Below are 13,827 nucleotides of genomic sequence, written 5' to 3'. Positions count from 1 at the left end.
CGGCTGAAGGCCCCGGTTTAAGGGGCTTTCACCGAAAATATTCGGTGATAAAAAAAGCCGTAAAAGCTGCGTAAATTGTGAAAAAAGGCCTGTTTTCAGATCGCATCGAACCTGATTCAAGGCCCTCTCGCGCGCTTTAAAGACTTATTTCACCACCCGGCAAGCGGCAATAGCGTCCAGCGCCTTGGTTCTCAGCGCCGGATCCGGTTGAGTCTGCTTGCTCATGAGTTGTTTGATTTCGTCGGTAGTGAATTTCTCATTGAGCTTGTCCGCACCACAGGCGCAGTGCTTTTCCGCACTTTTCACATCAACGCTCTGGCTGGCGGCAGCCGTGCAATCCTTCATGTATTCGGCACGTACCCCGGCTGGCCAGGCGGCTTGCGCGCTCAATGGCAGCAGCAGGGCGAAGGGGGCGGCAAGGGCGAATAGTTGGGTGAGGCGCATGAGTCGAGCTCTCCTGGGATTTGGTACAAGAATGGCGATTCTCGGTGTATTTGAGACCGTGCGTACACACCAAGTTCACTTTCTAGCTTAGAAAGCGCTGTTACGCTGCTCCCGGTGGGAAGTACGGCGCGATGACCGTTCATCTGTGCTAGCATGCCCGGCTTGGGTGTTTTCAGGCTCTGGGCGAATTTCAATCCCACTGCGGTCTATGCCTCTATTTTTCTGATTTGAACTCCAGTCACTCTGGTTCGTTTTACCGGTTGGCCGCAAGGCTCCTGCCACTGTGAGGCAGGCGTTCGTCACGAACGGCCTGGATCGAACCGCGTACTGGCTCATCCCAACCCACGTGACCTTTGGTAGGGGTCACCACTAGGAGAGGAGGCGCCATGCCCACTATTACTCTTCCCGACGGCAGTCAACGTTCATTCGATCATCCGGTTTCCGTAGCCGAGGTCGCCGCATCCATTGGCGCAGGTCTGGCCAAGGCCACCGTGGCCGGCAAGGTCAATGGCAAGCTGGTCGACGCCAGTGATCTGATCGACAGCGACGCGACCCTGCAAATCATCACGCCAAAGGATGAAGAGGGGCTGGAGATCATTCGCCACTCTTGCGCTCACTTGGTTGGCCACGCAGTCAAGCAGCTGTATCCGACCGCGAAGATGGTTATCGGTCCTGTGATCGATGAAGGCTTCTATTACGACATCGCCTACGAGCGTCCTTTCACCCCGGACGACCTGGCAGCCATCGAACAGCGCATGCAACAGCTGATCGAGAAAGATTACGACGTCATCAAGAAAGTCACTCCGCGCGCCGAAGTGATCGAAGTGTTCAAGGCTCGCGGCGAAGACTACAAGCTGCGCCTGGTCGAGGACATGCCGAACGAACAGGCCATGGGCCTGTACTACCACGAAGAATACGTCGACATGTGCCGCGGTCCGCACGTGCCGAATACTCGCTTCCTCAAGTCCTTCAAGCTGACCAAGCTGTCCGGCGCCTACTGGCGTGGCGATGCCAAGAACGAGCAGCTACAGCGCGTCTACGGCACCGCCTGGGCGGACAAGAAGCAACTGGCAGCCTACATCCAGCGTATCGAAGAAGCCGAGAAGCGCGACCATCGCAAGATCGGCAAGCGCTTGGGCCTGTTTCATACCCAGGAAGAAGCGCCGGGCATGGTGTTCTGGCATCCGAACGGCTGGACCCTGTACCAGGTGCTCGAGCAGTACATGCGCAAGGTTCAGCGCGAAAACGGCTACCTGGAGATCAAGACTCCACAGGTGGTCGATCGCAGCCTGTGGGAGAAATCCGGGCACTGGGCCAACTACGCCGAAAACATGTTCACCACCGAGTCGGAAAGCCGCGACTACGCCATCAAGCCGATGAACTGCCCATGCCACGTGCAGGTATTCAATCAGGGCCTGAAGAGCTACCGCGAGCTGCCGATGCGCCTGGCCGAGTTCGGTGCCTGTCACCGTAACGAGCCGTCCGGTGCATTGCACGGCATCATGCGGGTGCGTGCCTTCACCCAGGACGATGCGCATATCTTCTGTACCGAAGAGCAGATGCAGGCTGAATCCGCTGCGTTCATTAAGCTGACCATGGATGTCTATGCCGATTTCGGCTTCAAGGACATCGAAATGAAGCTTTCCACTCGCCCTGAAAAGCGTGTGGGTTCCGACGAGCTGTGGGATCGCGCTGAAAATGCCTTGGCCGCCGCGCTTGATAGCGCTGGTCTGCCATATGACCTGCAACCGGGCGAAGGGGCGTTCTATGGTCCGAAAATCGAGTTCTCGCTGAAAGACTGCCTGGGGCGTGTCTGGCAGTGTGGTACCTTGCAGCTCGATTTCAACCTGCCGATCCGTCTGGGCGCCGAGTACGTTTCCGAAGATAACAGCCGTAAACATCCGGTGATGTTGCACCGGGCGATCCTCGGCTCCTTCGAGCGTTTCGTCGGGATTCTGATCGAGCATTACGAAGGGGCATTCCCTGCGTGGCTGGCTCCGACCCAGGCCGTGGTGATGAATATCACTGATAAACAGGCAGATTTTGCCCTCGAAGTGGAAAAAACCCTCAACCAAAGCGGATTTCGTGCCAAGTCTGACTTGAGAAATGAAAAGATCGGCTTTAAAATCCGCGAGCATACTTTGCTCAAGGTTCCCTATCTCTTGGTTATTGGAGATCGGGAAGTCGAGACGCAGACTGTCGCTGTGCGTACCCGTGAAGGTGCTGACCTGGGCTCGATGCCCGTCGCCCAGTTCTCGGAGTTCCTTGCACAAGCGGTTTCCCGGCGTGGTCGCCCAGATTCGGAGTAATTATTATTAAGCGTGAAATGAGACAAGATAAACGAGCTGCACCGAAAGCCCCGATCAACGAGAATATCTCGGCACGCGAGGTTCGGTTAATTGGCGCTGACGGCGAGCAGATTGGCATCGTCTCGATTGATGAAGCGCTTCGTATTGCTGAAGAAGCCAAGCTTGATCTGGTGGAAATCTCCGCCGACGCAGTCCCACCGGTTTGCCGTGTGATGGACTACGGCAAGTCGATCTTCGAGAAGAAGAAGCAGATTGCCGCGGCGAAGAAGAACCAGAAGCAGATTCAGGTAAAAGAAATCAAGTTTCGTCCAGGGACGGAGGAAGGGGATTACCAGGTAAAACTGCGCAACCTGGTACGTTTCCTGAGTGACGGGGACAGGGCCAAGGTATCCTTGCGATTCCGCGGCCGTGAGATGGCCCACCAGGAGCTGGGGATGGAACTCCTCAAGCGGGTTGAAGCTGACCTGCAAGAGTACGGTTCGGTCGAACAGCATCCTAAGATGGAAGGACGCCAGCTGATCATGGTCATCGCCCCGAAAAAGAAGAAGTAATCAACAGGGCACGGCAGGCCTTCTGATTATGTTTATCAACTGAATGCGGAGTATCCGAACATGCCAAAGATGAAAACCAAAAGTGGTGCTGCTAAGCGGTTTCTGAAAACTGCTAACGGTATCAAGCACAAGCACGCTTTCAAGAGCCACATCCTGACCAAAATGTCGACCAAGCGTAAGCGTCAACTGCGCGGTAGCAGCTTGCTGCATCCGTCTGACGTGGCAAAAGTCGAGCGCATGCTGCGCCTTCGTTAATTTTTGGATCAAGAATAGAGGAAGTAACTCATGGCTCGTGTAAAGCGTGGCGTCATTGCCCGTAAACGTCACAAAAAAATTCTGAAACTTGCTAAAGGCTACTACGGCGCGCGCTCCCGCGTATTCCGTGTTGCCAAGCAAGCGGTAATCAAGGCAGGCCAATACGCCTACCGTGACCGTCGTCAGAAAAAACGTCAGTTCCGCGCTCTGTGGATCGCTCGTATCAACGCTGGTGCTCGTATCAACGGTCTGTCCTACAGCCGTTTCATCGCCGGCCTGAAAAAAGCGTCCATCGAGATCGACCGTAAGGTTCTGGCTGATCTGGCAGTGAACGAAAAAGCGGCGTTTGCTGCGATTGTCGAGAAAGCTAAAGCCACTCTGGCTTAAGTACCCCCGACAGTCACCCGGGCTCACCTCTGTGGGCTCAGGTGTTAAACGTCATAAATAGGGGAAGAGCCTACAAGCTCTTCCCCTATTTTGTATCTGGAGTCTGTACATGGAAAACCTGGATGCGCTGGTCTCTCAAGCACTAGAGGCTGTGCAAAGCGCTGAAGATATCAATGCCCTGGAGCAAATCCGGGTTCAGTACCTTGGCAAGAAGGGTGAATTGACTCAGGTGATGAAGACCCTGGGGAATTTGCCGGCAGAGGAGCGTCCGCAGGTCGGTGCCCTGATCAACGTTGCCAAGGAGCGTGTTACAGAGGCTCTCAATACGCGTAAGGCTTTGTTTGAAGAAGCCGAACTGGCTGCCAAACTGTCCGCTGAGTCCATCGATGTGACCCTGCCTGGCCGCGGCCAGGTCTCCGGCGGTCTGCATCCTGTGACCCGGACCCTGGAACGTATTGAACAGTTCTTCACCCATATCGGCTACGGCATCGCCGAAGGCCCCGAGGTCGAAGACGACTATCACAACTTCGAGGCGCTCAACATCCCAGGCCACCACCCGGCCCGTTCGATGCATGACACCTTCTATTTCAACGCGAACATGCTGTTGCGCACCCATACCTCGCCGGTACAGGTCCGCACCATGGAATCGCAGCAGCCGCCGATCCGCATCGTCTGCCCAGGCCGTGTGTACCGTAGCGACTCCGATATCACCCACTCGCCGATGTTCCACCAGGTCGAAGGCCTGCTGATCGATCGCGACATCAATTTCGCCGACCTCAAAGGGACCATCGAAGAGTTCCTGCGGGTGTTCTTCGAAAAAGAACTGGCGGTACGTTTCCGTCCTTCGTACTTCCCGTTCACCGAGCCGTCCGCCGAAGTCGACATGGAATGTGTGATGTGCAGCGGTAAAGGCTGCCGTGTCTGCAAGCAGACCGGCTGGCTCGAAGTCATGGGCTGCGGCATGGTTCACCCGAACGTGCTGCGCATGTCCGGGATCGATCCGGAAGAGTTCCAGGGCTTTGCCTTCGGCATGGGCGCCGAGCGTCTGGCCATGCTGCGTTACGGCGTGAATGACTTGCGCCTGTTCTTCGACAACGACTTGCGGTTCCTCGCGCAATTTCGCTAGGTCGCACGCCCGTAACGAATCTTTCAGGAGAGCAGGATGAAATTCAGTGAACAATGGCTGCGCGGCTGGGTAAGCCCGCAGGTAAGTCGCGACGAGCTGGTTGCTCGTCTGTCGATGGCCGGTCTTGAGGTCGATAGCGTGACGCCGGCCGCCGGTATTTTCAGTGGCGTGGTGGTGGGTGAGGTGCTGAGCACCGAACAACATCCCGATGCCGACAAGCTGCGTGTTTGCCAGGTCAGCAACGGCGCGGAAACCTTCCAGGTCGTGTGCGGTGCGCCAAACGTGCGTCCGGGCCTGAAGATCCCTTTCGCCATGATTGGTGCGGAACTGCCTGGCGACTTCAAAATCAAGAAGGCCAAGCTGCGCGGCGTCGAGTCGAACGGCATGCTGTGCTCCCAGGTAGAACTGCAGGTGGGAGAGGGCAATGACGGCCTGATGGAGTTGCCGGCCGATGCGCCGGTAGGCAAGGATTTCCGTGGGTACCTGGAACTGGACGACGCCAGCATTGAAGTCGATCTGACTCCGAACCGTGGTGACTGCCTGTCGCTGGCGGGTCTCGCTCGTGAAGTCGGCGCGCTCTATGCCGCACCGGTCACCCGTCCGGTCGTGATATCCGTGGCGCCTGCGCACGACGAAGTGCGTCCGCTTGAAGTGCTGGCGCCTGCTGCCTGCCCGCGTTATCTGGGCCGGGTTGTCCGCAATGTCGACCTGTCCAAGCCGACCCCGCTATGGATGGTCGAGCGTCTGCGTCGCGCTGATGTACGCAGCATCGATGCGGCTGTGGACATCACCAACTACGTGATGCTGGAGCTGGGGCAGCCGCTGCATGCTTTCGATCTCGCCGAAATCAACGGTGGCATCCGTGTACGGATGGCCGAAGAGGGCGAGAAGCTGGTCTTGCTGGATGGCCAGGAAGTGACCCTGCGCAGCGATACCCTGGTTATCGCCGACCACACTCGTGCCCTGGCGATTGCCGGTGTCATGGGCGGCGAACACAGTGGCGTAACCGCGACGACTCGCGACGTTTTCCTGGAGAGTGCCTTCTTCGACCAGATCGCTGTGGCTGGTAAAGCTCGCTCCTATGGTCTGCACACCGACGCCTCGCATCGCTACGAGCGTGGTGTGGACTGGCAACTGGCCCGTGAAGCCATGGAGCGTGCCACTGGCCTGCTGCTGGAGATCACCGGTGGCGAAGCCGGCCCGATCATCGAAGCGGTCAGCGAGCAGCACCTGCCGTCGATCGCTCCGGTCACCCTGCGTGCCGAGCGCATCACCCAGATGCTGGGCATGGAAATCGACGCGCCGGAAGTCGAGCGTCTGCTCGCTGCTCTGGGCCTGAAGATTTCCGCCGATGGAGCGGGGCAGTGGCGCGTTGAAGTGCCAAGCCATCGCTTCGACATCAGCCTGGAAGTCGACCTGATCGAAGAGCTGGCCCGTCTGTACGGCTACAACCGCCTGCCGGTTCGCTACCCGCAAGCGCGCCTGGCCCCACAAGCCAAGGCTGAAGCCCGTAGCGAGCTGCCTGAGTTGCGTCGTTTGCTGGTGGCCCGCGGTTACCAGGAAGCTATTACTTACAGTTTCATCGATCCGAAACAGTTCGAGTTGTTTAATCCAGGTGTCGAGCCGCTGTTGCTGGCCAACCCGATTTCCAACGACATGGCTGCCATGCGTTCGTCGCTGTGGCCGGGGCTGGTCAAGGCGCTTCAGCACAACCTGAACCGTCAGCAGGACCGTGTCCGTCTGTTCGAGAGCGGTCTGCGTTTCGTCGGTCAACTGGAAGGTTTGAAGCAAGAGCCGATGCTGGCCGGCGTGGTGTGCGGCACTCGTCTGCCGGAAGGTTGGGCACAAGGTCGCGACGTTGTGGACTTCTTTGACGTCAAGGCTGACGTGGAAGCGGTGCTAGGCTTTGCCGGCGCACTCGATGCTTTCACTTTTGCGCCTGGCAAGCACCCTGCGTTGCACCCGGGTCAAACCGCGCGCATCGAGCGTGAAGGTCGTCTGGTTGGCTATATCGGCGCGATCCACCCTGAATTGTCGAAAACCCTCGGTCTCGACCGTCCGGTCTTCGTTTTCGAGCTGGTCCTGACCGAAGTAGCCTCGGGAAAAATGCCTGAATTCCACGAGTTGTCGCGCTTTCCTGAAGTGCGTCGTGACTTGGCCCTGCTGGCTGATCGTGATGTGGCCGCCAGCGCGGTGCTGGACGTAATCCGTGAGAATGCAGGCGAATGGCTGACAGACCTCAGGTTGTTTGACGTGTACCAAGGTAAAGGCATTGATCCTCATAGAAAAAGCCTTGCAGTTGGCTTGACCTGGCAGCATCCATCGCGCACTCTTAATGACGATGAGGTGAACTCCACGACGCAAAATATCCTCACCTCGCTCGAACAAAGGTTGAACGCCACGTTAAGGAAGTGACGTATGGGGGCTCTGACGAAAGCTGAAATGGCCGAACGTCTCTACGAAGAGCTGGGCCTGAATAAACGTGAGGCCAAGGAATTGGTCGAGCTGTTTTTTGAGGAAATCAGGCACGCTCTCGAAGACAACGAACAGGTCAAATTGTCCGGTTTCGGTAACTTCGATCTTCGGGATAAACGCCAGAGACCTGGCCGCAATCCGAAGACGGGTGAAGAAATCCCGATCACGGCACGCCGTGTGGTCACCTTTCGTCCAGGGCAGAAGTTGAAGGCCCGAGTTGAGGCTTATGCTGGAACCAAGTCATAACGACGAGCTCCCGGTCATTCCGGGCAAGCGCTACTTCACCATCGGTGAAGTCAGCGAGCTCTGTGCGGTCAAACCGCATGTGCTGCGTTATTGGGAGCAGGAGTTTCCTCAACTCAACCCCGTCAAGCGCCGCGGAAATCGCCGGTATTATCAGCGCCAGGACGTGCTGATGATCCGGCAGATCCGCGCGTTGCTTTATGATCAGGGGTTCACCATTGGTGGAGCGCGCCTGCGCCTTTCCGGTGATGAGGCCAAAGACGACACCACCCAGTACAAGCAATTGATCCGCCAGATGATCTCCGAACTGGAGGACGTTCTGGTGGTGCTCAAGAAGTAATTTTTGGCTTTTAAAATACTTCCATATTTCAAAAGCTTGCGATATATTCTTTAGCGCTTCGTTAAGAAGCGAACCCAGTAACACGCCTAGTCGGGGCGTAGCGCAGTCCGGTAGCGCACTAGCATGGGGTGCTAGGGGTCGAGTGTTCGAATCACTCCGTCCCGACCATATAATTCAATGACTGAGCCCAATCTTCACAGGTTGGGCTTTTTCATGCGCATGACTTTTACGTTATTTCTCGACTTTTCAGGCCAGCCTCCTTTTTAAGAACGCTGGCGCCTGGTTGCGCTTCTGTCCTTGTGGTTCGGGAGTTGCCTACAGCCGTAGCCTTCTCCGGGGGCTCGCGCAGGAGTGAAGAGCCTCTCTCTTCAGGCCTTTGCTCCGCAATCCTCACCTTCTTCCTGGTTGTGCTATGCATTCGCTGAATCATGACCTGATTCTCTTTCTCATCCTTCCGCCAGGGCGGGAATACAGGTTTTCATGAGGTTCGTGGGTTTTGTTGGTCGCCGAGTTGATTTCTGCTGCGTGACGTCAGCACATCCAAGCGTCATGGCCCCTGCTGCTGGATCTTTTCCTGGGGTACCGCTCTGTGGCACGTCTCTGTGCCTCATCGTTGATTTGTCGTTTGGCAGATACCGGTGTCGGTTGTCGCGCCATCGTGCGTCTCCTTTATGGTGTTCGTTGTGGTGGCGACTGTATTTTTCATCAATTGCCCTCGCCTCGACGTAGGTCTATGCCTGTCCCTGCAGTCGAATCCTGCGCTGCGCTTGCCAACCGGAAGTTGTGCGTGGGTAGGGCCCTGTGGGGTGTTTAAGAAGGGGAGGGGCTCATGGTGTGATCCCGGGTGGGCGGTGCATCATGTCATGCGCGGCGATGAGACGAGGGGGGGCGCGGATCAGAAGAACCAGAGCAGGATGATCGGCAGGCATTCGCTCGAGCCCCGGGTTTTCCTTGTCGATAGCAGAGGGGTAGGGTGATCGATAAACCACTTTTATTGGGGGTAAAAATGGGGTGTTCGGAGGTCCGTCCAGGGAGAGGGTACTCACCAATGGGGTACTTGGCTTGGGTGGAGAGGGAACGTGTACGCTTGTAAAGCATGAATCATGCATCAAGCGCTAGTTTGAAATTATAAGATGGAATCATTGTAAAATTTTGTGATTACTTCACGAGAAAGGCTGCAGGTAGATGTGGCTTTTTTTTTAAAATATAAGTCTGTCAGTGACAAAGTGCTTCGTACCTTGCGTGTTAGCATTCAATGGACAAGAGATGGGCGCAGTAGTTTCTTGGTTGCCGGATTGAGTTGGCTGAGAGGCAAAAGAGGAGTAGCTTGCAAGGCCGCGCTTAATGATTAGATGGTACTTGGCATTTTATGAGGAGTCGTTAAGGTCAGGGGTGATGGCTACATGCTATCAGTTGAAGTGGTATTAATACCGAGCAGGTTGAATGTCAATAATAATCTAAATGTTTGCCCAAGGCTTTCCTGTCTGCTTCCTGTCTGTACTACCCAAAAGGTTAATAATTTATAGTTGCTTGTGCGTAAGATGTACGCCGCTGCCGGGGGCTGGGGGTAATAAGAGCTATTGCACTAAATCATGAAGGCGAGTAGTTGACCCAGGTTGATGATGCGCTGCAAAAAAATGGTAATAGTATATAGGGGTGATGTTGGCATGCTGTTTAAGCATGGCAGCATAGGGGTGCTGTACAAGTTGGGGTTATAATGATATGCAAGGTGCTAACACGCTTGATCAGAAAGTATCTTCGTGTCGATGGTGTATTCCTGCGTTTCAGTCACTATCCATCTCTGTAGAAGGTGTTTATGTTCTGATGAGGGGGGAGCTGACAATTCGAGATGTTAACGTAACAAAGCACGTTGAAGCTGGCGAGCTATTGGTTGTCAGGCGGGGTAGCTATCTGGTGAGAACTGGGGAGCAGCGAAGTGACTTGTTATGGATTCCGTTGTCGGATCAGTTCCTGCAAAGCTTTATCCAGCGCTTCGGCGCATTGCTGGGTGAGGTTGAGCGGAGGGAAAAATCAGGTGTAAATATTATCGCTTTTGAGAGCAATCCATTGCTCGCTGACTGTGTAAAAAGTTTGAAGAATTTGCTTGTGCACGAACACCCTCCCATGCTGGCATCGTTGAAGGTGGAAGAGTTGCTGATTCTGTTTGTCTTTGGTCCTCAAGGCGCGGAATTGATGTCATTACTGCGCCAGCAGAGCAACAGGAACGTCGAGCGATTGCAGCTTTTTATGGAGCAGTACTTCCTGAAGGAATGGCGGATAAGTCAGTTTTCCAGGGAGTTTGGCATGGGCTTGACGACGTTCAAGGACCTTTTTGGAGTTGTGTACGGTGTCTCTCCCAGGGCCTGGATCAGTGAGAGACGAATTTTGCATGCCCATCATTTGCTCCTTAATAGCGAGCTGAGCATTGTGGATATTGCGATGGCAAGTGGTTTTTCCAGTCAGTCGTACTTTACCCAGAGCTACCGGCGTCGATTCGGTTGTACCCCAAGTCGCTCCCGGCAGTGCAAGGAGTCCGCGTTGAGTGCGGAGGCGTAATATGTCGATCCATCTGTCTGGAAGATGTGTCGGGATATGAGAGTGTATCGACGCGAGCACTAATTAAAAAATGATAAAAAAACGCCGATTTATATAAGGTCTTGAAGAGTATCTTTGATAGAGTTGGGTCGTTGGTGGTTGATTTGAAAAACGATGGTGTATGAAAAGTATGTGACTGACTTAAGATTGATGAGGTCGCGCTATCATGCCTGTCAACGGTTAACTGGTATGGAATCATGAAATATGCAGGGATGTAATTTCAGGGGTTTCCTATGAAAGCCCATCTACCTGATGGTTATCGAGACAGGGCTTTGATCTTGTCTTTGATACATCGGATCTACAGTCTTCCTGTAGAGGGCTTTAAGCTGTTGCGTCGTGGGACTGTTGTTTGTGTTGCGGTGCCTGGGCAGTTGCACGCATTGTTTGATACAGGCTTCGCTCGAGTGGTTATGGTTGAGCGTAGGCGTTTTTCCGGTTGTAGGCAGGGTATTGAGGTGCTTTTCATCAACCATGGAAATGCTGTCCTGACTGTGACGCATGTAGCATGGAAGTGGCAGCGCGGGTTGGTTCAGCGTTACTTCATGGGGAGCGGATTAACGACGTATTGCTGCAAAGTGGAATGCCCTGCTCGTAAGGCCATTAGTGCCTTGTCAATGAATGTGACGATAGATCATGAATATGCAAATGATCCGCTCGCCATCGATGCCTCTCCCTTTAGCGCTCCTTGCTACCTCCTGCCTGCTGGAAGCAGTTCGCTTCCGGTAAAATCCGATAAGTTTACGTATCTAGTGGTTTGTCTTTCATTCCGGCTCTGGGAGTGGATGCCTCTATACCTGTATCTCGCCGCAATTGAGACAGTGTTGCGCTGGGTAATCTCATTAGCGCTTCTTGAGCGACGATTCATTTCACGATAAAGATTATAAAGTTTAACTCGAGTGACGCTTGAGTTCGAATGGCGGTGGGGTTCGTCTGAAAACAACATCGGCATTGACTATGTCATGCAATGATAACTTCCATTGTTGATGTCTTTTCTTCATTAAATCTGGAAGTCGGCGCGGTCCTGGTTGTAGTGAATAAATGATCTTGTGATTTTTAACTGTCATTGCGACGGAGATAGAGCTGGGCCTAATTCATCGTTTGGTATGAGCGATGGACGGTTTGTCGTTGCCCAAAAAAATCGATAGCAGTGATGAGTGCCGAGAGTACCTACTTAATAGTTGCCTGAAGGGGGTGATACTTATGAGTTCGATCATTGATAAACTTTGCGAGCGCGCCAGAACTTCTTCCTCACAGAGAGCGTTCGAATTTTTGTCGTCGAAGGGTGTGTCGGAGCAGGTTCTGGATTACGCGGAACTGAAGCGTTCCGCAAGTCGAGTGGCAGCCATGCTCAAGGCTGCCGGAGCGGGTGTCGGGGAACGCGTCCTGATTCTCTGTCAACCTGGGCCGGAGTACGTCACGGCGTTTTTTGGCTGTCTTTATGCGGGTGCTGTTGCCGTTCCTTTATTTCCGCCGCGCAATCGTTTGCATGTCTCGCGCGTCGTCAGCATTTTGAACGATGCCCAGGCCTCCTTGTTGCTCTGCAACGCCAAGGGGGTGGGGCGTTACGGTGAGTTTTTTTCCGAAATGGGCGTCCCCGACTCCGCCTTGCTGACTATTGAGGCAAGTGAGCGATACGTCGAGGGGTTGCCCGAACCTGCGGTTCAACTTCCTGAAAACACCGCATTCCTGCAATACACCTCAGGAAGTACGGGAAACCCCAAAGGAGTGATGGTTTCCAACCGGAATATTGAACACAACCTGGGGATGCTCAACGAATGGTTGGGGGGGAAGCCTGGCGAGGTCATGGTCAGCTGGCTTCCGCCTTACCACGACATGGGGTTGATCGCGGGTCTGTTGGCGCCGGTCATGGCTGGTTATCCGTGCGTGTTGATGCCACCGGAAACCTTTGCCCATAGCCCCTTTGTCTGGTTGGACGCGATCAGTCGGTATCGAGCGACGATCAGCGGTGCTCCCAACTTTGCCTACAGCATGTGCTGTCAGCGCATCAGCAATGAGCAATTGTCTACGTTGGATCTTGGCAGTTGGCGGCATGCTTTTAATGGCGCGGAGCCTGTCAGGGCCCGGACCATGGCTGAGTTCTCCTCGCGTTTTGCTGCCAGCGGCTTCGACCCCTCCGCTTTTGCACCGTGCTACGGACTGGCTGAGAGCACATTGATCGTTACCGGCTATGCCGGTGATAAACAGCCTTCCAGTCTGCTGGTCGACCGGCAGATTCTGCAGGATGAAAAGCACGCAATCATCAACCAGCAATTCGAGACTCCACAGGCTCAGGACAGCCCGGTATGGCGCTCGTTGGTCAGCGTCGGACCGGTAATCGGCCAGCAGAAACTACTGATCGTCGATCCCGAGACGGCCTCGCCGTGCGCCGAGCGCTGTGTCGGTGAAATCTGCGTATCGGGGCCGAGCGTCGCCCGTGGGTATTGGCAGCAGGCGCAAGCCAGCAATCACGCGTTCCAGTCCGTCAGCGATCAGGCGGGAGAGGCCTACCTTCGCTCGGGCGACCTTGGCTTCCTGCATGAAGGGGAGCTGTACGTAACCGGTCGCTTGAAGGACATGATCATCATCGCCGGACGCAACTTCTATTCGGAAGACATCGAGCAGTCGGTCGTGACGAGCCAGCCCAAGGTGGTCGCCAACGGCTGCGCAGCCTTCGTCAGTGAGCATGACGTTCAGGAAAGCCTGGTGATTGTCGCCGAAGTCGAGCGCACGCAACGTCATGGCAATTTGCAGGACGTGATGATGGATATCCAGAAGGAAGTCTGGATGAAACACGAAATCAATCCGCAAGCCGTGGTGCTGGTATCTCCCGGACAGGTACCGCGAACGTCGAGCGGCAAAGTCCGTCGCAAAGCCTGTCGCCAGGCCTGGGAAAGCGGCGAACTCAAGGTGCTCGACCACTGGGCGCGCGAGCCGCTGATGGCTGACTGAGTTCACGCCAAGAGGTCGTCGTTCCAAAACCGGAATCAACGTCGCATTAACCCTGCCTCTGGATGAAGCCCGACTGTGGCCCGTCCTGGTGGTATAGGCGGCCTGTGCCCGATGGAAACCTCAACCTCCCACTATTTGAATAACTTTCGGGTG

General features: G+C 55.0%; 12 protein-coding genes and 1 tRNA gene. 12 read left to right on the top strand and 1 reads right to left on the bottom strand.

Annotation, left to right across the window (positions count from 1 at the left end; all coding sequences use genetic code 11):
* Positions 1 to 144 precede the first annotated feature (144 nt).
* On the bottom strand, positions 145 to 444 hold the full coding sequence (locus J4D52_RS14980) for a hypothetical protein (RefSeq protein WP_009043058.1): 300 nt from the start codon (positions 442 to 444) through the stop codon (positions 145 to 147).
* A gap of 386 nt (positions 445 to 830) precedes the next feature.
* Between J4D52_RS14980 and thrS the strand changes: the two genes are divergently transcribed.
* The 12 genes from thrS to J4D52_RS14920 all read left to right on the top strand — a co-directional run bounded on the left by thrS (position 831) and on the right by J4D52_RS14920 (position 13,674).
* On the top strand, positions 831 to 2,753 hold the full coding sequence (gene thrS / locus J4D52_RS14975; protein WP_025804143.1) for a threonine--tRNA ligase: 1,923 nt from the start codon (positions 831 to 833) through the stop codon (positions 2,751 to 2,753).
* Positions 2,753 to 3,304 (top strand): translation initiation factor IF-3, encoded by a 552-nt coding sequence (gene infC, locus J4D52_RS14970; RefSeq protein ID WP_169914426.1) that lies wholly within the window; start codon positions 2,753 to 2,755, stop codon positions 3,302 to 3,304. The genes thrS and infC overlap by 1 nt, the downstream gene beginning before the upstream one ends.
* Before the next feature lie 60 nt (positions 3,305 to 3,364).
* Entirely contained in the window at positions 3,365 to 3,559 is a 195-nt protein-coding gene (gene rpmI / locus J4D52_RS14965; protein WP_002553160.1) for a 50S ribosomal protein L35, read from the top strand.
* Between the two features lie 30 nt (positions 3,560 to 3,589).
* Entirely contained in the window at positions 3,590 to 3,946 is a 357-nt protein-coding gene (rplT, locus tag J4D52_RS14960; protein WP_007905879.1) for a 50S ribosomal protein L20, read from the top strand.
* Positions 3,947 to 4,055: 109 nt separating this feature from the next.
* Complete coding sequence (pheS, locus tag J4D52_RS14955) at positions 4,056 to 5,072, top strand: phenylalanine--tRNA ligase subunit alpha (protein ID WP_007920512.1); 1,017 nt, start codon at positions 4,056 to 4,058, stop codon at positions 5,070 to 5,072.
* Positions 5,073 to 5,108: 36 nt separating this feature from the next.
* Positions 5,109 to 7,487 (top strand): phenylalanine--tRNA ligase subunit beta, encoded by a 2,379-nt coding sequence (pheT, locus tag J4D52_RS14950; protein WP_063429412.1) that lies wholly within the window; start codon positions 5,109 to 5,111, stop codon positions 7,485 to 7,487.
* 3 nt (positions 7,488 to 7,490) lie between these two features.
* Positions 7,491 to 7,793: an integration host factor subunit alpha gene (gene ihfA / locus J4D52_RS14945; RefSeq protein ID WP_002553164.1), complete on the top strand. Its 303-nt coding sequence runs from the start codon at positions 7,491 to 7,493 to the stop codon at positions 7,791 to 7,793.
* Positions 7,774 to 8,130, top strand: coding sequence for a MerR family transcriptional regulator (locus J4D52_RS14940; RefSeq protein WP_007920509.1), 357 nt, complete (start codon positions 7,774 to 7,776; stop codon positions 8,128 to 8,130). The genes ihfA and J4D52_RS14940 overlap by 20 nt, the downstream gene beginning before the upstream one ends.
* Before the next feature lie 91 nt (positions 8,131 to 8,221).
* Positions 8,222 to 8,298, top strand: a tRNA-Pro gene (locus J4D52_RS14935).
* 1,554 nt (positions 8,299 to 9,852) lie between these two features.
* Positions 9,853 to 10,686, top strand: a complete 834-nt coding sequence (locus J4D52_RS14930) for an AraC family transcriptional regulator (RefSeq protein WP_025804141.1) — start codon at positions 9,853 to 9,855, stop codon at positions 10,684 to 10,686.
* Between the two features lie 272 nt (positions 10,687 to 10,958).
* Complete coding sequence (locus J4D52_RS14925; protein WP_124302665.1) at positions 10,959 to 11,600, top strand: hypothetical protein; 642 nt, start codon at positions 10,959 to 10,961, stop codon at positions 11,598 to 11,600.
* Positions 11,601 to 11,925: 325 nt separating this feature from the next.
* Positions 11,926 to 13,674 carry a fatty acyl-AMP ligase gene (locus J4D52_RS14920; RefSeq protein ID WP_158246968.1) on the top strand — a complete coding sequence of 583 codons (1,749 nt, stop codon included), beginning with the start codon at positions 11,926 to 11,928 and terminating at the stop codon, positions 13,672 to 13,674.
* Positions 13,675 to 13,827: the final 153 nt, after the last annotated feature.

Source organism: Pseudomonas sp. GW460-12-10-14-TSB1 (assembly GCF_017349775.1).
Classification (GTDB): domain Bacteria; phylum Pseudomonadota; class Gammaproteobacteria; order Pseudomonadales; family Pseudomonadaceae; genus Aquipseudomonas; species Aquipseudomonas piscium.
This window is presented reverse-complemented; position numbering and strand designations above follow the sequence as displayed.